Below are 26,949 nucleotides of genomic sequence, written 5' to 3' on the forward strand. Positions count from 1 at the left end.
TCAGCGCTCTTCGGGGGCATTGCCGTCAAGTGCCGCCTGCACCAGGTCGGCGACGTCCATCGCGTCGATCGACTCCTCGTAGGCGTCGGTCTCCGGCGCTCCGGCGGCCTGGCCGCCGGCTGCCGCGGTCTGTTCGGCGGCGAGCTTCATCAGGGGCTCCAGTACGCCGATCTCCCGCAGCTGGTGCAGCGATACGGAGGCGAGCAGGGCCCTGATGCCGGCCGCGTCCGGGTCGCCGTCGCCGGTCCCCTCCCCCGTCCCCGCTTCGGGGACGAGCCGGCCCAGGAGGTGGGCCGCCAGGCCGGCGGGGCTGGGGTGGTCGAAGACGAGCGTGGCGGCCAGGCTCAGTCCGGTCGCGGCGCCGAGCTGGTTGCGCAGTTCGACGGCGCTCAGGGAGTCGAAGCCGAGGTCGCGGAACGCCCGGTCGGCGCCCACCGCGTCGGCCGTGGGGTGGCCGAGTACGGCCGCGGCCCGGGTGCGCACCAGGTCCAGTACGGCTTCGGAGCGCTTGGCGGGCGAAAGGCCCGCCAGCTTCTCGCGCAGCGCGTCGCCGGTGGCGTCCTCGCCCGCGCCGTCCGCCGCCGGGTGTCCGGCCGCGGCCGGCTCACCGAGGAGCGGACTGGGCCGTACGGCGGTGAAGGAGCGGACGAACCGGTCGCGTTCGATGTCGGCGACGACCTCGGTGGGCCGCCCGTCCAGCACGGCCCGGCGCAGCGCCACGACGGCGAGGTCCGGGTCGAGCGGGCGGATGCCGGTACGCCGGGCCACGTCCGCCGCCCGCTGGTCGGCGGCCATCCCGTCGCCGCCCCACACGCCCCAGGCGATCGAGGTGGCGGCCAGGCCCTGGGCGCGGCGCTGTTCGGCGAGCGCGTCCAGGAAGGCGTTGGCGGCGGCGTAGTTGGCCTGGCCGGCGTTGCCGACCGCGCCGGAGGACGAGGAGAACAAGGCGAAGACGGCCAGGTCCCGGTCGCGGGTGAGGTCGTGCAGGGCCAGGGCCGAGGCGGCCTTGGCGTGGAAGACGGCCTCGTAGCGGTCGGGGGTGAGGCTGTCGAGGACACCGTCGTCCAGGACGCCCGCCGTGTGGATCACGCCGGTCAGCGGCGCTTCCTCGGGGATGTCCGCCAGGACTGCCGCGAGCGCGTCGCGGTCGGCGGCGTCACAGGCGGTGAGGGTGACCTCGGCGCCCAGGGCAGTGAGTTCGGTCCGCAGCTCGCCGGCTCCGGGCGCGTCCGGGCCCCGGCGGCTGAGGAGCAGCAGGTGCCGGGCGCCCGCCTCGGCGAGACGGCGTGCCACGTGGGCGCCCAGGGCCCCGGTACCGCCGGTGATCAGAACGGTGCCGGTGGGGTCCCACTCCGCCGTGCCGCGTCCGGCCGGTACGGGGACCAGCCGGCGGCCGAGGGCGGCGGAGGGCCGGACCGCGATCTGGTCCTCGCCTCCGGGGGCCGCGAGGATGTCGGCGAAGCGGGCCGTGGACCGCTCGTCGAGGGTGTCGGGCAGGTCGACCATGCCGCCCCAGCGCTGCGGGTGCTCCAGCGCGGCGACCCGTCCCAGGCCCCAGACGGCGGCCTGGGCGAGCCCGGGTACCGGCTCGGAGGGCGCGGCGGCGACCGCGCCGCGGGTGACGCACCACAGGGGTGCGGCGAGGTCCGCGTCGCCGAGCGCCTGGATCAGGGCGGTGGTCAGGGCCAGTGCCTCGGGGGCGTCCGCGCCGGGCGCGGGCGTGGTGGCGAGGGCCAGCAGGGACACCACTCCGGTGAACGCGAACCCGTCGGCGGCCAGTGCGCGCAGCCGTTCGGCGAGCGCCGCTCGGTCGGGGTCCGCCACTTCCAGGCGTACGGTGTCCGGTCCCAGCGCGGTGACGGCGTCGGCGGCCCAGGGGTCGTCGGCGTGTCCGGCCGGGAGCACGGCGAGCCAGGTGCCTGCCGGGGTGCGGGCGGGCTGCGGACTCAGCGGCTGCCAGGTGATCTGCTGCCGCCAGCCGTCGACGGTGTTCTCCTCGCCGCGCCGGCGGCGCCAGTCGGCGAGGGCGGGGAGCACCTTGGCCAGCGCTTCGCCGTCGACGTTCAGCGTCGTCTCCAGCGAGGCGAAGTCGGCCTCGCGCACCGCCGTCCAGAAGCCGTCGTCCGCGCCCTCCGGCGCTGCGGAAGCGTCGCCCGGCAGGGTGGCGGGCCAGTAGCGCTGGCGCTGGAAGGGGTAGGTGGGCAGGTCGTTGCGGCGGGGCCCGGTGGCCGTCCCGGCGAGCAGGGCGTCCCAGTCCGGGGCCGCTCCGTCGGCGTACAGCCGGGCGAGGGCGGTGACCGCGGATTCCTGCTCGCCGCGGTCCTTGCGCAGGACCGGTACGGCCAGGGCCCGCGACGCCAGGGCGTCCAGGGTGTCCTGGGCCATGGCGCACAGCCCGCCGTCGGGGCCGAGCTCCAGGAAGGCGGTCACGCCGCTCTCGGCGAGGGTGCGGATGCCGTCGCCGAAGCGGACGGCCTCGCGGACGTGGCGCACCCAGTAGTCCGGGGAGCACACCTGCTCCTCGGTGGCCGCCTCGCCGGTGACGTTGGACACCAGCGGGATCCGCGGGGCGTGGTAGTCCACGCTGCGGGTGACCCGCCGGAAGTCGTCGAGGATGGCGTCCATGTGCAGTGAGTGAAATGCATGGCTGACCCGCAAACGCCTAGTCTTGCGCCCGTCGGCGGTGAGTTTGTCCGCGATGTCCAGGACGGCGCCCTCGTCGCCGGAGAGGACCACCGACCGCGGCCCGTTGACCGCGGCGATCGACACTCCCGCGGTCAGCAGGGCCGTCACCTCCTCCTCGGTGGCCTGGACGGCGACCATGGCGCCGCCGGACGGCAGGGCGTTCATCAGCCGGGCCCGCGCGGCCACGACCTTGCAGGCGTCCTCCAGGGAGAAGACCCCGGCCACGTGCGCGGCCGCGATCTCGCCGATCGAGTGCCCGGCGGCGAAGTCCGGGCGGATACCCCAGGACTCCACCAGGCGGAACAGCGCCACCTCGATGGCGAACAGCGCGGGCTGGGTGTAGCCGGTCTCGTTCAGCCGCTCCGCGTCCTCGGACAGCACGTCCCGCAGGGGGCGGTCCAGTTCGGTGTCCAGGTGCGCGGTCACCGCGTCGAAGGCCGCGGCGAACGCCGGGAAGCGGGCGTACAGCTCCCGTCCCATGCCCAGGCGCTGGGTGCCCTGGCCGGAGAACAGCACCGCGAGCTTGCCGCGGCGGGCCGCCGCCTCACCCTGTACGACCTGGGGTGCGGTGCGGCCGTCGGCGAGCGCGGCCAGGCCGGCCAGCAGTTCGTCGCGGTCGCCCGCGAGGACGGCGGCGCGGTGGGTGAAGACCGAGCGGGTGGTGGCCAGCGCGCGGGCCAGGTCGGCGGTGCCGAGTCCGGGCCGGGCGGTCACGTAGGAGTGCAGCTGCCGGGCCTGGGCCCGCAGTGCCTGCGGCGCGGCGGCCGACACGGGCACCGGCAGCGGGCCGTGGGCCTCCACCGGTTCGGTGGTGACCGCCGGTTCGGGCTGCTCGAACTGCTCGATGATCACGTGGGAGTTGGTGCCGCTGGCGCCGAAGGCCGAGATGCCGGCGCGCCGGGGGTGGTCCGTACGCGGCCAGTCGGCCGCCTCCGTCAGCAGCTCGACGGCGCCGGAGTCCCAGTCCACGTGCGCCGACGGCGCGTCGACGTGCAGGGTCCTGGGCAGCACGCCGTGCCGCATGGCCTGCACCATCTTGATCACGCCGGCAACACCGGCGGCGGCCTGGGTGTGGCCGATGTTGGACTTCAACGACCCGAGGTACAGCGGCAGTTCACGCTCCTGCCCGTACGTGGCCAGCAGCGCCTGCGCCTCGATGGGGTCGCCCAGGGTGGTGCCGGTGCCGTGCGCCTCCACCGCGTCCACGTCGCCCGGCGCAAGCCCGGCGTCGGCCAGGGCCCGGCGGATGACACGGCGCTGCGAGGGGCCGTTGGGCGCGGTGATGCCGTTGCTGGCGCCGTCCTGGTTGATCGCCGAGCCGCGCAGTACGGCCAGGATCTCGTGGCCGTTGCGGCGGGCGTCCGAGAGGCGCTCCAGTACGAGGACGCCCACACCCTCGGACCAGCCGGTGCCGCTCGCGGAGTCGGCGAAGGCCCGGCAGCGGCCGTCGGGCGCGAGGGCGCCCATCTCGCCGAACTCGACGAAGTTCACCGGGCTGGACATCACCGTCACACCGCCGGTGAGCGCGACGGAGCACTCGCCGTTGCGCAGCGCCTGGGCGGCCAGGTGGAGCGCCACCAGGGACGACGAGCAGGCCGTGTCGACGCTGACGGTCGGGCCTTCCAGGCCGAAGTGGTAGGCCACCCGGCCGGACAGCAGGCTGGCCGACTGCGCGGTCTGGGCGTGGCCCAGCTGGCCCGCCTCGGGCCGGTAGTCGCCCGAGCCGCCGCCGATGAACACGCCGGTGTCACCGCCGCGCAGCCCGGCCGGGTCGATGCCCGCCCGCTCCAGCGCCTCCCAGGATGCTTCCAGCAGGATGCGCTGCTGCGGGTCCATCACCATGGCCTCGCGCGGCGCGATCCCGAAGAACCCGGGGTCGAAGTCGGCCACGTCGTAGAGGAAGCCGCCTTCGCGGACGGCGGTCCGGCCGCGGCCGTCCCGGTCGCCGTTCAGCAGCGTCTCCAGGTCCCAGCCACGGTCCACGGGGAAGCCGCCGATGGCGTCCACCTCGCCCATGGCCAGCTGCCACAGGTCCTCGGGCGAGCGGACCCCGCCCGGGTAGCGGCAGCTCATGCCGACGATGACGACCGGGTCGTCGGCCGCGCCCCGCGCCCGTACCGCTCCGACGGCGGGCAGCGCGTCGCCGTCCTCGCCGAAGAGCTCGGTCCGCAGGTGCCCGGCCAGCGCCTCCGCCGTCGGGTAGTCGAAGACGAGGGTGGCGGGCAGGGACAGGCCGGTCGCCGTGGCGAGCTGGTTGCGCAGGTCGACGGCGGTCAGCGAGTCGAAGCCGAGGTCCTTGAAGGCGGGTCCGGACGGGACGGCGTCGGCGTCGGCGAAGCCGAGCACCGTGGCCACCTCGCCGCGGATCAGGGTCAGCAGCGCCTCGGTCTGCTCGGCGGCCGGTCGGCCGGCGAGCCGGGCCCCGAGTCCGGTCGCGGTGCCCTGCCCGGCGTTCCCGGGTTCCGCGAGTGCGGCCCTGGCCTCGGGCAGGTCGGTGAACAGGGCGCCGCGCCGGTTGCGGGTGAAGGCCGGCGCGAACCGGTCCCACCGTACGTCGGCGACCGTCACCGAGGCCGCGTCGGTACCGGCGGAGCGGGAGAGCGCGGACAGGGCCCGTTCGGCGTCCATCACCGGCAGGCCGTTGACCCGCAGATGCGCGGCCAGGCTGTCGTCGGTGGTGTCCGCCCAGGCGCCCCAGGCAACGGACAGGGCACGCAGTCCGCGTGCGCGGTACCGCCGGGCCAGGGCGTCCAGCAGGGCTCCGGCCGCCGCCTCCGCGCCCCGGCCGCCGGCACCCCAGGTACCGGCGATCGAGGAGCACAGGACGAAGGCGTCCAGGGGCCGTTCGCCGGCCGCCGCTTCGGCGACGGCCGCCAGGTTCTCCACGGCCGTGTGCAGCGCGGCCAGGGCTGTGCCCGGCTCGCCGTCGCCGGACAGTGCTTCCGCGTCGGCGTAGACGACGGCGGTCAGCGGTGCCGTGGGCGGGAGTGCGGTGAGGGCGTTCAGCAGTGCGTCGCTGTCGGCCGGGTCGCAGGTGACCCGCGTCAGCTCAGCGCCGAGGCCGTCGAGTTCGGCAGGCAGGGTGTCCGCCTCGGGCGTGGCGGGCCCGGCCAGCAGGATGTGCTGGGCGCCCTGTCCGGCGAGCCAGCGGGCGCAGAGCCCGCCGGTGCCGGACGCGCCGCCGACGACCAGGACCGTGCCGGACGGCTGCCACGGAGTCGACGGGGTGTCGGCCGTGGCGCGTACCAGCCGGCGTCCGAAGGCGCCCGAGGACCGCAGTGCCACCTGGTCCTCGCCGCCCGTACCGGACAGCACGGCACGGAACCGGTCCGCCGAGCGCCGGTCGAGGACGTCCGCGATGTCGACGAGTCCGCCCCAGAGGTCGGGGTGGTCGAGGGCCGCGACCCGGCCCGCTCCCCACACCGCCGCCTGGGCGGCGTCCACGTCCGTCTCCGAGCGGCCGACCGCCACCGCGCCACGGGTGACGTACCAGAGGCGGGCACCGATACCGGCGTCGGCCAGTGCCTGTACCGCCGCGTCCGGCCAGGCCGCCCCGCCGGAGGCGACACCTTCGCCGGTCCGGGCGGCCAGGAGCGAGACGACTCCCGCGAACTCCTGGCCCTGCGCGGCCAGTTCGGCCAGCCGGGCGGTCAGCGCCCGGGAGTCGGCCGGGTCGGCCTCGACGCTCACGGCGTCGTCGCCGAGGGCCGCGACCACGGAGGCGGTCCACTCATCATCGGCACCGCCTGCCGGGACGAGCGCCAGCCACGGCCCGGAAAGCGTGCTCGCCGAGGTGCCGGTGAGCGGCTTCCACGTCACCTGGTAGCGCCAGCCGTCGACGGTCGAGCGCTCGACGCGCTTGCGGCGCCAGGCGGACAGGGCGGGTACGAGGGCGCCCAGCGCGGAGCCGTCCAGGTCGAGGTCGGCGGAGAGCGCTGTCAGGTCCTCGCGCTCCACCGCGTCCCAGAACTCGGCGTCCACCGGAGCCTGCGAGCCGTCCGCCGGGCTCGCCGCGGGCGCGGTCTCCGGCCAGAACCACTCCTGCTGGAAGGGGTAGGTGGGCAGGTCCACGCGGCGGGCGCCGGTGCCGTCGAAGACGCCGGACCAGTCGATGCCGACCCCGGTGACGTACAGCTGCGCCAGCGCGGTGAGCAGGGCGGTTTCCTCGGGGCGGTCCTTGCGGAGGGCGGGGACGGCCACGGCCGCGTCGGCCAGGCTGTGCTGGGCCATCGCCGTCAGCACCCCGTCCGGGCCCACCTCCAGGAAGACCGAGGCGCCCTCGGCCTCCAGCGCGCGGACACCGTCGGCGAACCGCACCGTGTCCCGTACGTGCTGCACCCAGTACCCGGGCGTGCAGATCAGCTCCGCGGTGGCGAGTTCGCCCGTCACGTTGGACACGAGCGGGATACGCGGGGCCTCGTACGCCAGCCCCTCGGCCACCTGCCGGAAGTCCGCCAGCATCGGGTCCATCAGCGGCGAGTGGAAGGCGTGGCTCACCGACAGGCGCCGGGTCTTGCGGCCCTCGTCGGCGAATTCCGCCGCGATCCGCAGGACCGCGTCCTGCGTTCCGGAGATCACCACCGACTCCGGGCCGTTGAGCGCCGCGATCGACACCCCGTCGGCCAGCCGCGGCCCGACCTCGCCCTCGGTGGCCTCGATCGCCACCATCGCGCCGCCCTCCGGCAGCGCCTGCATCAGCCGGGCACGGGCCGCCACCAGCGCACACGCGTCCGCCAGTGAGAACACTCCTGCCACATGCGCCGCCGCGATCTCGCCGATCGAGTGGCCGGCCACGAAGTCCGGGCGTATACCCAGCGACTCGGCCAGCCGGAACAGCGCCACCTCGATGGCGAACAGGGCCGGCTGGGTGAACCCGGTCTCGTCCAGGCCCTCCGCGTCACCGAAGATCACGTCCCGCAGCCCGGCGTCGAAGTGCGCCAGTACCGCGTCCAGCGCCTCGGCGAACACCGGGAACCGGCCGTACAGCTCGCGGCCCATCCCGGCGCGCTGCGCGCCCTGGCCCGAGAACAGCAGGGCCAGCTTGCCGTCGGTCTCCTGGGCGATGCCGCGGGCGAGTTCCCGTACGCCCGTACCGTCGGCCGCGAGGACCGCGCGGTGGGTGAACGCCGACCTGCCGGTGGCCAGGGAGTGGCCCACGTCGGCGGGCGCGAGGCCGGTCAGCGCCGTGATCCGCTCGATCTGTGCCGCCAGCGCGGCCTCGGACTTGGCCGACACCGGCCAGGGCACGAGGCCCGGCACCGTGGTGGGCTCGGCGGGCCCGTCCGCCTCGGGCTCCTCCGCCTCCGGTGCCTGCTCGATGATGACGTGGGCGTTGGTGCCGCTCACGCCGAAGGCGGAGACGCCGGCCCGCCGGGCGTGGCCGGTCTCGGGCCACGCCTGCTCCTCGGTGACGAGCGAGACCGTGCCGTCCGACCAGTCGACGTGCGAGGACGGGGCGTCGACGTGCAGGGTCTTGGGCAGCACGCCGTGGCGCATGGCCAGGAGCATCTTGATGGTGCCCGCGACGCCCGCGGCGGCCTGGGTGTGGCCCAGGTTCGACTTGACGGCGCCGAGCAGCAGCGGGCGCTCGCGGTCCGGCCCGTAGGCGGTGATGAGGGCCTGCGCCTCGATGGGGTCGCCGAGGGTGGTGCCGGTGCCGTGCGCCTCGACCACATCGATGTCGGCGGGGGCGAGGTCGGCATCGGCGAGGGCCTGGCGGATGGCGCGCTGCTGGGCCCGTCCGCTGGGCGCGGTCAGCCCGTTGGAGGCGCCGTCCTGGTTGACGGCGGTGCCGCGCACGATGCCCCACACCTCGTGGCCGTTGCGCCGGGCGTCGGAGAGCCGTTCCAGGACGAGGACGCCCACGCCCTCGGACCAGCTGGTGCCGTCGGCCGCGTCGGCGAAGGGCTTGCAGCGGCCGTCGGGGGCGAGCCCGCCCTGCACCGTGAACTCGGTGAAGGAGTCGGGGCTCGACATCACCGAGACGCCACCGGCCAGTGCGAGGGTGCACTCGCCGCTGCGCAGGGCGTTCGCCGCCATGTGCAGGGCGACCAGCGCGGAGGAGCAGGCGGTGTCGACGGTGACGGCCGGGCCCTCCAGGCCGAAGGCGTAGGAGAGGCGGCCGGACAGGACGCTGGCGGTGTTGCCGGTGGCGACGTGCCCGCGGATGTCGGCGGTGCCGGTCGCCCGGCGCAGGACCGTGGCGTAGTCCTGGCCGTTGGTGCCGACGAAGACGCCGGTACGGCTGCCGCGCAGGGTGGCCGGGTCGATGCCGGCCCGCTCGAAGACCTCCCAGGACGTCTCCAGCAGCAGGCGCTGCTGGGGGTCCATGGCCAGGGCCTCGCGGGGCGAGATGCCGAAGAACGCGGCGTCGAAGAGGCCGACGCCGTCGAGGAATCCGCCTTCGAGGGTCGCGGAGCCGCCCTGGGCGAGGGCGTCCAGGTCCCAGCCGCGGTCCGCGGGGAAGCCGGAGATGGCGTCCTCGCCCCGGCCGAGCAGCTGCCAGAGGTCTTCGGGGGACCGGATGCCGCCGGGGAAGCGGCAGTTCAGGCCGACGACGGCGATCGGGTCGTCGTCGGCGGCGCGGCCTCCGGGGGCCGGGGCGAGCCGGTCGGACTCGGGCAGGGCGCCCTGGAGTTCGGCGAGCAGGAAGTCGGCGAGGGCGATCGGTGTCGGGTAGTCGTAGACGAGGGTCGCGGGCAGTTTCAGGCCGGTGGCGGCCGTGAGGGTGTTGCGCAGTTCGACGGTGGTCAGCGAGTCGAAACCGAGGTCGCTGAAGGCGCGGTCGGCGCCGATGCCCGAGGTGCCGCTGTGGCCGAGGACCGCGGCGACCCGGGTCCGTACGAGATCCAGCACGAAGCGCGGGCGCGCGGCCGGCGAGAGCCCGGCGAGCCGCTGCCGCAGGGCCGGTTCCCGCAGGGCGGCCTCCGCTGTCCCGGCGGGTGCGGTGGCCTGGCGCAGTTCGGGCAGGTCGCCGACGAGGGGGCTGGGGCGCGTCGCGGTGAACACCTCCGCGTAGCGCTGCCAGTCGATGTCCGCGAGGGTGAGCGTCGGGGCGCCCTGCTCGATCGCCTGCCGCAGGGCGGTGAGGGCGAGCTGCGGCGGCAGCGGGTTGTAGCCGCCTCGCCGGATGCGTGCCTGGACGTCGGTGCCGTCGGCCGCCATGCCGTCCTCGGCCCAGGGACCCCAGGCGATCGAGGTCGCGGGCAGGCCGTGGGCGCGGCGGTGCTCGGCGAAGGCGTCGAGGAAGGCGTTGGCCGCGGCGTAGTTGCCCTGGCCGGGTGCGCCGAGGGTGCCGGCGACGGAGGAGAAGAGCACGAAGGCGCTCAGGTCCAGGTCGCGGGTGGCCTCGTGCAGGGTGCGGGTCGCGGTGACCTTGGCGTGCAGGACGGAGGTGAACTGCTCGGGGGTGAGCGTGTCCAGGGTGCCGTCGTCGACGGTCCCGGCGGTGTGGAAGACCGCGGTGAGCGGGTGCTCTTCGGGGATCTCGGCCAGTACGGCGTCGAGCGCGCCGCGGTCGGCGGTGTCGCACGCCGCGAGGGTGACCCGTACGCCCATGTCCTCGATCTGCGCGGCCAGTTCGCCCGCGCCGGGCGCGTCGGCGCCGCGGCGGCTGACCAGCAGCAGGTGCTGCGCGCCCGCTTCGGCGAGCCAGCGGGCAACATGTCCGCCGAGAGCGCCGGTGCCGCCGGTGACGAGCACGGTGCCGGTGGGGCTGAACGTACCCGCCTCGGAGTCCGGCATGACGCGGTGGTGCGCCAGGCGGCGGGCGAAGGCCGCGGTGGTGCGTACGGCGAGCTGGTCCTCGCCGCCGCTGTCGGCGAGGACGGTGGCCAGACGGCGCAGGGTGGTGCTGTCGAGCTCGTCCGGGAGGTCGATGAGACCGCCCCAGCGCTGCGGGTGCTCCAGCGCGGCCACCCTGCCCAGGCCCCAGACGGCGGCCTGGGCGGGGCGGGCCGGGTGTTCGGCGCGGTCGACGGCCACGGCGGTGCGGGTCACGCACCACAGCGGCGCATCGATTCCGGCGTCTCCCAGGGCCTGGACGGCGGTCGCCGTCAGCAGCAGGCCCTCGGTCGCGGGGTCCGCGTCGCCTTCGCCGGCTGTTGCCGGCAGGGCCAGGACACCCGCGAACCCGCCGTGTTCGGCGGACAGTTCGCGCATCCGCTGGGCCAGCTCCTGGCGCTGCGGTGCGGCGATGTCGATACGTACGGCATCGGTGCCCAGGGCGCCGATGACCGCCTCGGCCCACTCCCCCGCCCCGGCGGCCGGCACGAGCACCAGCCAGGTGCCGGACGGGCGTCCGCCGGCGGCCGGGCCGGTGAGGGCCTTCCAGGTGGTCCGGTAGCGCCAGCCGTCGACGGTGGAGCGCTCCCGGCTCTTGCGCCGCCAGGAGGAGAGGGCGGGTACGACGGCGGTGAGGGTGTCGTCGTCCAGGTCCAGCGAGGAGCCGAGGGACGCGAGGTCCGCGCGCTCCACGGCCGACCAGAACTCCGCGTCCGCCTCGTCGGCGGGCTGTGCGGGTGCGGCCGTCCCGGCGGTCGGCTCGGGCCAGAAGCGCTCGCGCTGGAAGGGGTAGGTGGGCAGGTCGATCCGGCGGGCACCGCTGCCCGCGAACACGGCCTCCCAGTCGACCCGCACCCCGTGGAGGTGGAGCCGGGCCAGCGCCGTGGTGAGCGCCGGGGCCTCTGGCCGGTCGCGGCGCAGCGCCGGTACGGCGGTGGCCCGGTCCTGCTCACCGGTGCCTTCGCGCACCGCGCCGCTGAGTACGGCGTCGGGACCCAGCTCGAAGAAGGTCGTCACGCCGTGTTCGGTGAGGTGCCGTACGGCGTCGGCGAAGCGGACCGTGCCGCGGACCTGCCCGGTCCAGTACTCCGGCGCGGCCAGTTCCTCGTGGGTGAGGAGGGCGCCGGTGACGGTGGACACCAGCGGCACGGTGGGCGCGTGGCAGGTGACGGAGCCGACGGCGCGGGCGAAGTCCGCGAGCATCGGGTCCATGTGCGGCGAGTGGAAGGCGTGGCTGACGCGCAGCCGCTTGGTACGGCGGCCGAGCTCCTTGAAGTGCGCCGCCACGGCGAGGACCGCGTCCTCGTCGCCCGAGACGGTCAGCGAGCCCGGGGTGTTGACGGCGGCGATCGCGGCCCGTCCCTCGTACGCGGTGAGCACGGCGGCCACCTCGTCCTCGGTGGCCTCGACGGACGCCATGGCGCCGCCCGGGGGCAGGGCCGCCATCAGGCGGCCGCGGGCCGCGACGAGAGTGCAGGCGTCCTCCAGGGAGAGGACCCCGGCGGCGTGCGCGGCGGCGAACTCGCCGATGGAGTGGCCCGCGACGTAGTCGGGGCGCAGGCCCCAGGACTCGGCGAGGCGGAACAGGGCCACTTCGAGGGCGAACAGGGCGGGCTGGGTGTAGCCGGTGTCGTCCAGCAGCTCGGCCTCGGGCGTGCCCGGCTCCGCGAACAGGATGTCCCGCAGCGGGCGGTCGAGTTCGAGGTCGAAGCGGGCCAGTACGGCGTCCAGGGCCTGGGCGTAGACGGGGTGGGTGTCGTAGAGCTCGCGTCCCATGCCGGGGCGCTGGCTGCCCTGGCCGGTGAAGAGGAAGGCCAGCCGGCCGCGGTCCGGGCTGCCGGTGAGCAGCGCGCCGTCGGCGTCCGCGTCGCGCAGCGCGGTCAGCGCCCGGGTGAGGGCGTCGGGGTCGTCGGTGACGACGGCCGCGCGGTGCTCCAGGGCGGAGCGGGAGGTGGCGAGGGAGAACGCGAGGTCGGTGAGCGGCAGGCCGGGGTGGTCGGCGAGGTGCGACAGCAGCCGTCCGGCCTGGGCGCGCAGGCCCTCCTCGGTGCGTCCGGACAGGACCAGCGGTACGGGAGCGGGCTCGGCCGGGCGCACCGGCGCGGCGTCGGTGGCGTCCTCGGCCGGCTCCTGCGGGGCCTGTTCGAGGATGGTGTGGACGTTGGTGCCGCTGAGCCCGAAGGAGGAGACGCCCGCGCGGCGCGGGTGGCCGGTGCTCGGCCAGTCGAGCGGCTCGGTGAGCAGGCGGATGGCGCCGGAGCTCCAGTCCACGTGCGAGGACGGCCGGTCGATGTGCAGGCTGCGCGGCACGGCGCCGTGGCGCATGGCCATGACCATCTTGATGACGCTGGCCACGCCGGACGCCATCTGGGTGTGCCCGATGTTGGACTTGACGGAGCCCAGGAGCAGCGGCCGCTCGGGGTCGCGGCCCTGGCCGTAGGTGGCGAGCAGGGCCTGCGCCTCGATGGGGTCGCCGAGGGCGGTGCCGGTGCCGTGGCCGTCCACCACGTCGATGCCGTCCGGGTCCACCTTGGCGTTGGCCAGGGCCTGCCGGATGACGCGCTGCTGGGACGGGCCGTTGGGCGCGGTCAGGCCGTTGGAGGCGCCGTCCTGGTTGACGGCGGAGCCCCGGATGACGGCGAGGACCTGGTGTCCGTTGCGGCGGGCGTCGGAGAGCCGTTCGACGAGGACCAGGCCGACGCCTTCGGCCAGGCTCATGCCGTCGGCCTGGTCGGAGTACGCCTTGCAGCGGCCGTCGGCGGCCATCGCGCGCTGCCGGCTGAAGCCGACGAAGGCGCCGGGCGTGGACATGATGCTGACGCCGCCCGCGAGAGCCAGGGAGCTCTCGCCGTTGCGCAGCGACTGGCAGGCCAGGTGCAGCGCGACCAGGGAGGAGGAGCAGGCGGTGTCCAGGGAGACGGCCGGGCCCTCGAAGCCGTAGGTGTAGGAGAGGCGGCCGGACAGGACGCTGGAGATGGTGCCGGTGATCAGGTGCCCCTCGGCGTTCTCCGGGCTGCCGGCGCCGGCGCCGTAGTCCTGGTAGCTGGCGCCGATGAACGTACCGGTGCTGCTGCCGCGCAGGGCCGCGGGGTCGATCCCGGCGCGCTCCATGGCCTCCCAGGAGGTCTCCAGCAGCAGGCGCTGCTGGGGGTCCATGGCCAGGGCCTCACGGGGCGAGATGCCGAAGAAGGAGGCGTCGAAGTCGGTGGCCTCGTGGAGGAAGCCGCCCCGGGTCGAGTAGGTGTGCCCGGCCCGGTCGGGGTCGGGGTCGTACAGGCCCTCCGCGTCCCAGCCGCGGTTGGTGGGGAACTCGCCGGTGGCGTCGCCGCCCTCGGCGACCAGGCGCCACAGGTCCTCCGGCGAGCCGATGCCGCCGGGGTAGCGGCAGCTCATGCCGATGATGGCGATGGGCTCGTCGTCGGCGGCGGTGGTGCCGGTGGCCGTGGCGGTGGTGCCGGTGGCGGACCCGGCCAGCGACTCGCGCAGGAAGGCGACGAGCGCGAGCGGGTTGGGGTAGTCGAAGACCATGGTGCTCGGCAGGGCGAGCCCGGTCACGCTGGCGATCCGGTTGCGCAGGTCGACGGCGGTCAGCGAGTCGAAGCCGACATCGCGGAAGGCGCGCTGTTCGGAGAGCACGTCGGGTGAGGCGTGGCCGAGCGCGGTGGCCGCCTCGGTGCGCACCAGGTCCAGCAGCAGCCGGTCCTGCTCGACGGGGGCCAGCCCGAGGAGCCGGGTGGCGAACTCGCTGCCGGTGTCCGCGGTCTCGGTGGTGTCCTCTTCGAGCCGCTGGACCTCGGGCACGTCCTCGAAGAGCCGGGTGGGCCGGGCGGCGGTGAAGACGGGGTGGTAGCGCTCCCAGTCCACGTCCGCGACGGCCAGCACCGTCTCGTCGCCGTCCAGGGCCTGCCGCAGGCCGGTGAGGGCCAGCTGCGGGTCCATGAAGACCAGTCCGCTGCGGCGGATCTGGGTGGGGTCGACGCGGCCGAGCTTGAGGTCGTCGGCCCAGATGCCCCAGGAGACGGCGGTGGCGTGGGCGCCGCGGGCGCGGCGGTGCTCCGCCAGGGCGTTCAGGTAGGCGTTGCCTGCGACGTAGGCGGCGTGCGCGCCGCTGCCCCACATACCGGCGGTGGACGAGTAGAGCACGAAGGCGTCGAGGTCGTCGCCGAGCAGTTCGTCCAGGTGCCGGGCGCCGGTGACCTTGGCGTCCATGACCTTCGCGAACGCCTCGTGGGTGGTCTCCTCCAGCGTCGCCAGCTCGATGGTGACGGCGGTGTGCACGACGGTGCGTACGGTACGGCCCTCGGCCGCCAGGCCGTCGAGCATCCGCGCGACCGCGTCGCGGTCGGTCAGGTCGCAGGCGACGACACCGGCCTCGCAGCCCAGCTCGGCGAGTTCCTGGACGAGTTCGTCCATGCCGGGTGCGTCCGGGCCGCGGCGGCTGGTGAGGACGACGTGTTCGGCGCCCTGCCCGGCGAGCCAGCGGGCCAGGTGCGGGGCGAGGGTGCCGGTGCCGCCGGTGACGAGGGTGGTGCCGCGCGGCGTCCAGGGCCGGGCGGGGGTGGCGTCCGCGGGGGTGGCGCGTACGACGCGGCGGGCGAGGACGCCCGAGGCGCGCAGGGCGAGCTGGTCCTCACCCGTACGGCCGGTCAGGACGGCGGCCAGGCGCTCCCCGGCCCGCTGGTCGAGCTGTTCGGGCAGGTCGACCAGGCCGCCCCAGCGCTGCGGGTGTTCGAGGGCGGCGGTCCAGCCGAGGCCGAGGATCTGGGCCTGTTCGGGGCGGGTCAGCCGGTCGGCACGGCCGGTGGAGACGGCGCTGCGGGTCAGGCACCACAGGGGTGCGTCGATCCCGGCGTCGCCGAGTGCCTGGACGAGCGCGAGGGTCAGGGCGATGCCCCGGCTGAGCGCGGGGTGCGCCGCACTCCGCCCCTCTGCCTCGGCCAGCAGCGACACCACACCTGTCAGATCGCCGAGGCCGGTCAGGCGCTCGGCCAGGACCGCGCGGTCGGCGCAGGCATCGTCCAGGACGAGGGTGCGCGGCTCGGCGCCGTGGGCGGCGAGGACGGCGGTGAGGCCGTCGGTGTCGGTCCCTTCGGGGGCGACGACGAGCCAGCTGCCGGTCAGGGTGGCCGTGGGCAGGCTGGTCAGCGGCTTCCAGGTGGCGTGGTAGCGCCAGGAGTCCACGGTGGACAGGTCGCGGCGGTGCTTGCGCCAGTGCGAGAGGGCGGGGAGAACCGGGGCCAGGGCGGCCTGGTCGAGACGCAGGCTGGAGGCGAGGGCATCGACGTCCTCCTGCTCGACCGCCGTCCAGAACTCCGCGTCCGCGGGATCCGTTTCGGCCCTGGCCCCGGTCCGTTCGGGGATCGCCCACAGGTGTTCACGCTGGAAGGCGTAGGTGGGCAGCGGGACGCGGCGGGCGCCGGTGTCCGCGAGGACGGCGGCCCAGTCGGCGCCGGCGCCCCGTACGAAAGCCTCGGCGAGCGAGGTCAGGAAGCGGTCGACACCGCCGGTGTCGCGCCGGAGCGTGCCGAGCACCGCGGCCGTGCCGCCGGCTTCCTCGACGGTCTCCTGGACGCCGATGGACAGCACCGGGTGGGAGCTGACCTCGATGAAGAAGCGGTGGCCCTGGGCGAGGAGTTCACCGATGCCGTGCTGGAAGCGGACGGTCTGGCGCAGGTTGGTGTACCAGTAGTCGCCGTCCATGGCGGTGGTGTCGAGCCAGTCGCCGGTGACGGTGGAGAAGAAGGGCACCTCGGCCGGGCGCGGGCGGACCGGCGCGAGGACGGTGTGCAGCTCGTCGCGCACCATCTCGACCTGCGCGGAGTGCGAGGCGTAGTCCACGGCGATGCGCCGGGCGCGGATGTCCGCGCCGACCAGTTCGGCCTGGAGCGCGTCCAGCGGCGCGGTGGCGCCGGAGACGACGGTGGAGCGGGGGCCGTTGACGGCGGCGATGGACAGGTGCTCGTACGCGGCGAGGCGCTGTTCGACCTCGGCGGCGGGCAGCGGGACCGACATCATGCCGCCGGACCCGGCGAGGCCGCGGGCGATGGCCTGGCTGCGCAGCGCGACGACGCGGGCCGCGTCCTCCAGGGACAGCGCCCCGGCGACGGCGGCCGCGGCGATCTCGCCCTGCGAGTGGCCGATCACGGCGTCGGGGGTGATGCCGTGGGCGGACCACAGCGCGGCCAGGGAGACCATGACGGCGAAGGACGCGGGCTGGACCACGTCGACGCGGTCCAGGGTCGGCGCGCCTTCGGTCTGGCGCAGTACGTCCAGCAGGGACCAGTCGGTGAAGGCCGACAGGGCGGTGGCGCACTCGGTCAGGCGCTCGGCGAAGACCGGGGACTCCTCCAGGAGCCGCGCGCCCATGCCGACCCACTGGGAGCCCTGGCCGGGGAAGACGAAGACGGTCTTGCCGTCGGTGTCGGCCGTGCCCTGCACGACGCCGGGCGCGGAGCCGCCGGTGGCGAGGGCGTCCAGTGCGGCCCGCCGTGCGGTGTCATCGGTGCCGACGACGACGGCGCGGTGGTCGAAGAGCGTGCGCGAGGCCACCAGGCTGTGGGCGACGTCCAGCGCGCCGGGTGCCTGCTCGCCGTCGAGGTGGGCGGCGAGCTTGGCCGCCTGGGCGCGCAGTGCGCCCGGGGTACGGGCGGACAGCACCCAGGGCACGGCGTCACCGGCCGGGGGCACCGGCTCGGTGGGAGCCGTCTCCTGCGGGCGGGGGGCCTCTTCGATGATGGTGTGGGCGTTGGTGCCGCTGATGCCGAAGGAGGAGACCGCGCAGCGGCGCGGGCGCTCGCCCTCGGACCACTCGGCGGGCTCGTTCAGCAGGGCGAGGGTGCCGGGCGTCCAGTCGATGTGGCCGGAGGGGGTGTCCGCGTGCAGGGTGCGCGGCAGCGTTCCCTCGCGCAGGGCCATCACCATCTTGATGACGCCGGCGACACCGGCCGCCGACTGGGTGTGGCCGATGTTGGTCTTGACGGAGCCGAGCAGCAGCGGGCGCTCGGGGTCGCGGTCCCGGCCGTACGTGGCCTGCAGGGCCTGCGCCTCGATGGGGTCGCCGAGGGCGGTGCCGGTGCCGTGGGCCTCGACGGCGTCGATGTCCGCCGGGGCGAGCCCCGAGTTGGCCAGGGCCTGGCGGATGACGCGCTGCTGGGAGGGGCCGTTGGGGGCGGACAGGCCATTGGAGGCGCCGTCCTGGTTGATGGCCGAGCCGCGGACGACGGCGAGGATGTCGTGCCCGTTGCGCTGTGCGTCCGACAGGCGCTCCAGGACGAGGATGCCGACGCCCTCGGCGAGGGTCATGCCGTCGGCGCCGTCGGCGAACGCCTTGCAGCGGCCGTCGCCGGCCAGGGCCCGCTGGCGGCTGAAGGCGACGAACGGGTTGGGGTTGGTCATCACGGTCGCGCCGCCGGCCAGGGCCAGGGAGCTTTCGCCGTTGCGCAGCGACTGGCAGGCCAGGTGCAGGGCGACCAGGGACGAGGAGCAGGCGGTGTCGACGGTGACCGCCGGGCCTTCGAGGCCGAAGAGGTAGGCCAGGCGCCCGGACAGCACGCTGGGGCTGGTGCCGGTCACCAGGTGGCCGGCCGAGCCGTCCTCGATGCCGAGCCCGTACTCCTGGTAGGTGGAGCCGATGAAGGTGCCGGTCGCGCTGCCGTGGACGGTGGTGGGGTCGATTCCGGCGTACTCGAACGCCTCCCAGGTGGTCTCCAGCAGCAGCCGCTGCTGGGGGTCCATGGACAGCGCCTCGCGCGGCGAGATGCCGAAGAAGGAGGCGTCGAACTCGCCCGCGTCGTGCAGGAAGCCGCCCTGGCTGGAGTAGGTGGTGCCGGGGTGGTCCGGGTCGGGGTGGTGGAGGCCGGTGTCCCAGCCGCGGTTGACGGGGAAGTCGCTGATCGCGTCGACGCCGTCGGAGATCAGCTCCCAGAACTGCCGCGGGGAGCGGACGCCGCCGGGGAAGCGGCAGCTCATGCCGACGATGGCGATGGGCTCGTCGAAGCCGCCCGATGCGGCTGCCACGGCCGCGGCCTGTGCGCCGCCGGTGCCCAGGATCTCCTCGCGCAGGTGGCGGGCGAGGACGGTGGGCGTCGGGTAGTCGAAGACGAGGGTGGCGGGCAGGTTGAGGCCGGTGAGGGCGGCCAGCCGCTTGCGCAGTTCGACGGCGGTCAGCGAGTCGAACCCGGCGTCGCGGAAGGCCCGCCGCTCCGGGATGGCGTCCGCGGAGTCGTGGCCGAGGGCGACGGCCGCCTCGGCGCGCACCAGATCGGCCAGCAGCCGTTCCTGCTCGTCCTCGGCCAGGCCCCGCAGGCGGGCGGCGAACTCGGGCGCGGCGCTCTCGGCGTCGTTCTCGGCGCGTACGAGGGCCTGGACCTCGCCGAGTTCGTCGAAGAAGACGTTGCGGCGGGTGGAGGTGAAGACGGGGTGGTAGCGCTCCCAGTCGATGTCGGCGACCGTGACCGTGACGTCCCGGTGGACGACGGCGCGCCGCAGTTCGGTCATCGCGGTCGCGGGCACGAGGAAGCGCAGTCCGCGCCTGCGCAGCTCCTCGGTGACGGCCTCGTGGGTGGCCATGCCGGCCTCGGCCCACGGGCCCCAGGCCACCGAGGTGGCGGGCAGGCCGCGTGCCGCGCGGTGCTCGGCGAGGGCGTCGAGGTAGGCGTTGGCGGCGCTGTAGGCGCTCTGCCCGGCGCTCCCCCACACGCCGGCGATCGAGGAGACGAGGACGAAGAAGTCCAGGTCGTGGTCGTCCAGGAGGCTGTCGAGGTGGGCCGCGCCGAGCATCTTGGCGGCCATCGCCGCCGCGGCCTCGTCCAGCGGGGTGTCGGCGAGGGCGGCGTTCTGGCCGATGCCGGCCGCGTGCACGACGCCGGTCAGCGGGTGTTCGGCGGGTACGGAGGCCAGGACGGCGGCGAGCGCGTCGCGGTCGGCGGTGTCGCAGGCCGCGATGGTGACCTCGGCACCCAACTCCTCGATTTCTGCGGCGAGTTCGGCCGCGCGGGGAGCGTCGGGGCCGCGGCGGCTCGTAAGGAGGAGGTGGTCGGCGCCGCTGCGGGCGAGCCAGCGTGCGGCCTCGGCGCCGAGGGCTCCCGTACCGCCGGTGACGAGCACGGTGCCGCGCGCGGTGAACGCGTCGGCCGCGGGCAGTTCGGCCTGCGGGTGGCGCGCCAGGCGACGGCCGAACGCCCCGGTGGCGCGGATCGCGAGCTGGTCCTCGCCGCCCTGCGCGGCCAGCGCGCTGACGAGGTGCTGGGTGGCGGGGGCGTCGAGCGTGGCCGGCAGGTCGACCAGGCCGCTCCACAACTGCGGGTGCTCCAGGGCGGCGACACGCCCCAGGCCCCAGACCGCTGCCTGGAGGGGGTTGGTGAGCGGGTCGCCCGCGCCGGTGGTGACCGCGCCGCGGGTCAGGGTCCACAGGGGCGCGTCGAGCGGGGTGTCGCTGAGCGCCTGGGTCAGTACGAGGCTGAGCGCGAGCCCGGCCGGCAGTTCGGCGCCCGGCCGGTTCCCGGGCCCGTCGGCCAGCGGGAGCAGGGACAGGATGCCGGAGAAGGCGCGCTCCTCGGTGCGTACGGCGTCGAGCCGGGCGGCGAGTTCCGCGCGGTCGCGGCAGGCGGCGGCGTCCAGTACGAGGGTTTCGAACTGGGCGCCGTGGCCGCGCAGCGCGTCCAGGATCTCGTCGCTGTCGATGCCGTCGGCGGTGACGAGCAGCCAGGTGCCTTCGAGCACGGGCGCGGCGGCCGCCCGTACGGGCCGCCAGGCGACCCGGTAGCGGGTGGAGTCCAGCAGCGCCTTCTCGTGCCGCTGCTGGCGCCAGGACGACAGGGCGGGCAGCAGCGCGTACAGGGAGGCGTGCTGTTCGTCGCGCAGCCCCAGGAGGTCGGCCAGTGCGGCGGCGTCGCCGCGCTCGACGGAGCCCCACAGCTCGGCGTCCGCCGGGTCGGCAGCGGCCTGCGCGGGGCGGGCCGGGGCCGGTTCGGGCCAGTAGCGCTCGTGCTGGAAGGCGTAGGTGGGCAGGCCGACCGTACGGGCTCCGGTGCCGGCGAGGTACGCGGGCCAGTCGACGGCCGTACCGCGTACGTGCAGGCGGGCCAGCGCGGTGGCGGCGCAGCGCTCCTCGCCGCGCCCGGCGCGCAGCAGCGGCAGGAAGTCGGCGTCCGCTTCGTCGCCCAGGGCGTCCTGGGCGGGGGCGGACAGGGTGCTGTCGGGGCCGAGTTCGAGGAAGGTGCCGGCGCCGCGGGCGTGCGCGGCGCGCACGGTGTCGGCGAAGCGGACGGTGCCGCGCGCGTGTGCGGCCCAGTAGTCCGGGGAGCGCAGTTCGTCGTCGGTGACCGGCCGTCCGGTCAGCCCGGAGATGATGGTCACCTCCGGCGTACCGTACGTGAGCTGGGCGGCGACCTCGCGGAGGCCGTCGAGGACGGGCTCCATGAGGGGCGAGTGGAAAGCGTGGCTGACCTTCAGGCGCTTGGTCTTGCGGCCCTGCGCCGTGAAGTGGGCGGCGATCTCCTCGGCAGCGGCCTCGTCGCCCGCGACGACGACGGAGCGGGAGCCGTTGACGGCGGCGAGCGACACCTCGTGCTCGCGGCCGGCGAGCAGCGGCGCGGCCTCGTCCTCGGTGGCCTCCAGGGAGATCATCGCGCCGCCGGCGGGCAGCTCCTGCATCAGCCGTCCCCGCGCGGCGGCCAGGCGGGCCGCGTCGGGCAGCGAGAGGACGCCCGCGACGTGCGCGGCGGCGATCTCGCCGACGGAGTGGCCCATCAGGATGTCGGGGCGTATCCCCCAGGTGCCCAGCAGCCGGTGGAGCGCGACCTGGAAGGCGAACAGGGCGGGCTGGGTCCACTCGGTGCGGTCCAGCAGTTCCGCCTCGGGGCTGCCCTCCGGGGCGAACAGGACGTCCTTGAGGGGGCGGTCCAGGTGCGGGTCGAGGGCGGCGGCCACCTCGTCCAGGGCGCGGTCGAACGCGGGGAAGCGGGCGGCGAGTTCCCGGCCCGCTCCGGGGCGCTGGCTGCCCTGTCCGGAGAACATTACGGCCAGCTTGCCCGCACCGCCGGTCTCGCCCTCGGTCAGTGCGGAGTCGGGGCGGTCGGCGGCCAGGTTCGCCAGCGCGCGCAGCAGTTCGTCGCGGTCGCCGGTGACGACGGCGCGCTGGTCGAAGGCCGAGCGGGTGGTGGCGAGGGAGAGCGCGATGTCGGCCGGGTCGAGGGCGGGGCGCTCGTCGAGGAAGGAGAGCAGGCGGGCGGCCTGGTCGCGCAGCGCGGCCCGGCTCTTGCCGGACAGCGTCCAGGGCAGCACGGCCGGGCTCAGCGCGGGCTGTTCGCGCTGCTCGGTGGCGGCCGGGGGCTGCTCGACGATGAGGTGCGCGTTGGTGCCGCTGAAGCCGAAGGAGGAGACGGCGGCGCGGCGCGGCCGGTCCGCCTGCGGCCAGGGTGTCTCCTCGGTGAGCAGGCGCACCGCGCCGGAGTCCCACTCCACGTGCGAGGACGGCTCGTCGGCATGCAGCGTACGGGGCAGTACGCCGTGCTCCATGGCCATGACCATCTTGATGACACCGGCGACACCGGCGGCGGCCTGGGTGTGGCCGATGTTGGACTTCACCGAGCCCAGCAGCAGCGGGCTTTCGGGGTCGCGCTCCTGGCCGTAGGCGGCGAGCAGGGCCTGCGCCTCGATGGGGTCGCCCAGGGTGGTGCCGGTGCCGTGGCCCTCCACGGCGTCGATGTCCGCGGCGGTCAGTCCTGCGGCGGCCAGCGCCTGCCGGATGACGCGCTGCTGGGAGGGGCCGTTGGGGGCGGTCAGGCCGTTGGAGGCGCCGTCCTGGTTGACGGCGGAGCCCCGTACGACGGCCAGGATGCGGTGCCCGTTGCGGCGGGCGTCGGACTGCCGTTCCAGGACGAGTACGCCCACGCCCTCGGACCAGCCGACACCGTCGGCGCCGTCGGAGAACGCCTTGCAGCGCCCGTCCGGGGACAGGCCGCGCTGCCGGGAGAACTCGATGAGGGCGCCCGGCGTCGACATGACCGTGACACCGCCGGCCAGCGCGAGCGAGCACTCCCCCGCACGCAGCGCCTGCATCGCCCAGTGCATGGCGACCAGCGAGGACGAGCACGCGGTGTCGACGGTGACGGCGGGGCCTTCGAGGCCGAGGGTGTACGAGATGCGGCCGGAGGCGACGCTCGGGGCGGTGCCGCTGCCCTGGTGGCCCTCGAACTGCCCGCCGGCGAGCACCGTGCCGTAGTCGTTGTACATGACGCCCGCGAACACGCCGGTCTGGCTGCCGCGCAGGGACACCGGGTCGATGCCCGCCCGCTCGACGGCCTCCCAGGACGCTTCGAGGAGCAGCCGCTGCTGGGAGTCGGTGGCCAGCGCCTCGCGGGGGCTCATGCCGAAGAAGGCGGGGTCGAAGTCGGCGGCGTCGTGCAGGAATCCGCCGAAGCGGGAGTACGAGGTGCCGGTGCGGTCCGGGTCCGGGTCGTAGAGCGCGTCCAGGTCCCAGCCGCGGTCGGCGGGCAGCCCCGAGATGGCGTCGGTGCCCTCGCTGACCAGCCGCCACAGGTCCTCGGGCGAGGCGACGCCGCCCGGGTAGCGGCAGCTCATGCCGACGATGACGATGGGGTCGTCGTCGGTGGCGGCACGGGGTGCCTGGACCGCGGCGGCGGCTGCGGAGCCCATCAGGCCGTCGAGGATGTGGGTGGCCAGGGCATCGACGGTCGGATGGTCGAAGATGACCGTCGCGGCGGTGCGCAGGCCGGTGGCGGCGCTGAGCCGGTTGCGGAGTTCCACGGCGGTCAGCGAGTCGAAGCCCAGCTCCCGCAGGGGGCGCCGCGGGTCGATGTCGGCGGTGCCTGCGTGGCCGAGGACGCCGGCCACCTGACCGGCCACCAGGTCGAGCACGACCTCGCGGCGGTCGGTCTCCGGCAGCCGGGACAGCCGCTGTACGAGGGTGACGGCGGCCTCCGAGCCCGAGACCACCGCGCGGCGGGCCGGGGTGCGGATCAAGCCGCGCCACAGCGGCGGCAGCTGGTCCTGGAGGCGCAGGACGGACAGGTCGAGCCGGGTCGGCAGCAGGACGGCGGCGTCCGCGGCGGTGGCCGCGTCGAACAGGGCGATGCCCTGGTCCTCGGTGAGGGCGGGGGTGCCCATCCGGGCCAGCCGGTCGAGGTCGTCGTCCGTGAGGCCGCCGGTCATGCCGGCGGTGGGCGCCCACGGGCCCCAGGCCAGGGAGAGGCCCGGCAGGCCCTGGGCGCGGCGCAGCTGGGCGAGCGCGTCGAGGAAGGCGTTGGCGGCGGCGTAGTTGCCCTGGCCCGCGGCGCCCACGGTGCCGGACAGGGAGGAGAAGACGACGAAGGCCGCCAGGTCCAGGTCGCGGGTGGCCTCGTGGAGGTGCCACACGGCGTCGGCCTTGGGCCGCAGCACCGCGCTGATCCGCTCGGGGGTGAGCGATTCGATCACACCGTCGTCGAGGGTTCCGGCGCTGTGCACGACGGCGGTGACGGGGTGCGCGTCGGGCACGCCGGCCAGCAGCCGGTCAACGGCGGCGCGGTCGGCCAGGTCACATGCCGTGAGGGTCACCTGCGCGCCGAGCCCGGTCAGTTCGGCCACGAGCTCTCCGGCGCCGTCGGCGTCGGCGCCGCGGCGGCTGGCGAGCAGCAGGTGCCGTACGCCGCGCTCGGCGACCAGGTGCCGGGCCAGTACGCGGCCCAGCCCGCCGGTGGCCCCGGTGAGGAGCACGGTGCCCTCGGGGTCCCACTCCGCCGCGGTACGCGGCGCCTGGGCGCGGGCGAGCCGCGCGGTGAACACACTGGTCCCGCGTACGGCGGTCTGCGGCTCGTCCGCGGACAGGGCCAGGGCGCGCGACAGCGGCTCGGCGGCGGTCTCGGCGGCACCCGGGTCGAGGTCGAGCAGCGCGAAGCGGCCGGGGTGCTCGCTCTGCGCTGCCCGTACGAGGCCCCAGACGGCGGCGGCCACCGGGTCCGGCGCCTGCCCGGCGCCGGTGGCGACCGCGCCACGGGTGACGAGGACCAGCCGGGACGCGGCGTAGCGCTCGTCCGCCAGCCAGGTCCGCAGAAGCTCCAGGGCGTGGGCGGTACGGGCGTGTACGGCGTCGGTGACCTCGTCGCCGTCCGCACCCGCGACGGACGCGAGGATCACGTCCGGCACGTCGGTGATGGCGTCCAGGCCGGGCAGCGCCGCAACCGTACGGTCCGGCGAGGCGAGGGCCTGCTCCAGGCCGAAGAGGTCCGTACCGAGAACGGCGACCGCGGCGGGCGCCGCCTGGGCGGCCTGGCGCGCCTCGGTCCAGCGCAGCTCGAACAGGGCGTCGCGGACGAGGGCGGCAGCGCCGCCGAGCTCTTCGTCGGGCATGGACCGCAGGACCAGCGAGCCGATGGAGGCGACCGGGGCGCCGCTGGTGTCGGCGACGGCGATCGCCACGGCGTCGTCGTCGGCCGGGGTCAGCTTCACGCGGACCGTGCTCGCCCCGCTCGCGTGCAGGGTCACGTCCTGCCACGCGAAGGGCAGCCCGCCGCGGGCCTGTTCGCCCAGATCGGCGAAGGCCGCGGCGTGCAGCGCGGCGTCCAGCAGGGCCGGGTGGATGCCGAAGGACGTGGCGGACGCGGCGTCGGCGCCGTCGGCCCCGGGCAGCGTCACCTCGGCGTAGACGGCGTCGCCGCTGCGCCAGGCGGCGTGCAGGCCCTGGAACAGCGGCCCGTAGCCGAAGCCGTTGTCGGCCATGCGGTCGTAGAAGCCGTCGAGGTCCAGCGGACGCGCGTCGGCGGGCGGCCAGACCGTGGCGTCGAAGTCGGCGCGGTGCTCACCGGCGACGAGGGTGCCCGTGGCGTGCTGGGTCCAGGGCAGTTCCTCCGGCCCGTCGGGGCGGGAGTGGACGCTCACGGCGCGGCGGCCCGACTCGTCCGGGCTGCCCACCCACACCTGCACCTGGACGCCGCCCTCCTCGGGCAGGACCAGTGGTGCGGCCAGGGTGAGTTCCTCGACGCGGCCGCATCCGGCCTCGTCCCCGGCGCGTACGGCCAGTTCGAGGAAGGCGGTGCCCGGCAGCAGGACGGTGCCGCGTACGGCGTGGTCGGCGAGCCAGGGGTGGGTGCGCCGCGACAGCCGGCCGGTCAGCAGCAGGCCGTCGGAGTTGGCGACCGACACGGCCGCGGCCAGCAGCGGGTGGTGGGCCGCGCCCAGGCCGGCGGCGCGCACGTCGCCGCCCGCCCCGGGCACGTTCCGGGGCCAGTAGCGGCGGCGCTGGAAGGCGTACGTGGGCAGGTCGACGCGCTGGGCGCCGGTGCCCTGGAAGTAGGGCTCCCACTGGACGGCGACGCCGCGGGTGTGCAGGCCCGCCAGCGCGGCGGTGAGGGTTTCGGCCTCGGGGCGGCCCTTGCGCAGGACGGCGAGCGTCGCGGGAACGCCGTCGGCGGCGTCGTCGGCCGCGGCCAGACAGCTCTGGGCCATGGCGGACAGGACGCCGTCGGGGCCCAGTTCCAGGTAGGTGGCGGTGCCGTGGCCGTCGAGCCAGGCGAGGGTGTCGGCGAACCGTACGGTGTGCCGGGCGTGGTCCGCCCAGTAGTCCGGGGAGGCCAGCTGCTCGACGGTGGCGAGGGTGCCGGTCAGGCCGGAGACGACCGGGATCACCGGCGTCTGCGGGGTGAGCCCGGCGACGACCGTACGGAACTCCTCCAGCACGGGTTCCATCAGCGGGGAGTGGAACGCGTGCGAGACGCGCAGCCGCTTGGTCTTGCGCCCCAGCGCGGCGAAGTGCTCCGCGACGGCCTCCGCTTCGCTCTCCTCCCCCGCGACCACGACGGCGGCGGGTCCGTTGACCGCGGCGATCGAGACGCGGTCCCGCCGGTCCTCCAGGAGGGGCAGGACCTCCTCCTCGGTGGCTTCGAGGGAGATCATGGCGCCGCCCTCGGGCAGCGCCTGCATGAGACGGCCGCGGGCGACCACCAGGGCCGCGGCGTCGGCCAGCGAGAAGGCCCCGGCCACGTGCGCGGCGGCGATCTCGCCGATGGAGTGCCCGGCGAGGTGGTCCGGCCTGATGCCGAAGGACTCGGCGAGACGGTAGAGCGCGACCTCGATGGCGAACAGCGCGGGCTGGGCGTAGCCGGTCCGGTCGAGCAGGGCCGCCTCGGGCGTGCCCTCCTCGGCGAACAGCAGCTCCTTCAGCGGCCGGTCGAGGCCCTGGTCGAGGTGGGTGAGGACCTCGTCGAGGGCGGTGGCGAAGGCGGGGAAGCGGGCGGCGAGTTCACGGCCCATGCCCGGCCGCTGGGAGCCCTGCCCGGTGAAGAGGAAGGCGAGCTTGGAGCGGGTCCGTGCGGTGTCCTGCACGAGGCCCGGGTCCGGCGTGCCGTCGGCCAGCGCGGTGAGGGCGGCGCGCGCCCGGTCCAGGTCGGCCGCGGTGAACGCGGCGCGGTGCTCCATGCCGGAGCGGGCGGTGGCCAGGGAGTAGGCCACGTCGACCGGCGCGGCGGCGGGGGCGGACGCGAGGTG

The 26,949-nt window shown here is 75.5% G+C and carries 1 protein-coding gene (running past one end of the window); it reads right to left on the minus strand.

What is annotated here, in order from left to right; all coding sequences use genetic code 11:
• Positions 1-26,949: the 3' portion of a type I polyketide synthase gene (locus CP984_RS01755; protein ID WP_030180235.1), read on the minus strand. Its footprint extends 1,473 nt past the window's final position; only the last 26,949 of its 28,422 coding nucleotides appear in the window; the start codon falls outside the window, past its right edge — the gene reads right to left on this strand; the stop codon is at positions 1-3.

Source organism: Streptomyces rimosus (genome assembly GCF_008704655.1).
Classification (GTDB): domain Bacteria; phylum Actinomycetota; class Actinomycetes; order Streptomycetales; family Streptomycetaceae; genus Streptomyces; species Streptomyces rimosus.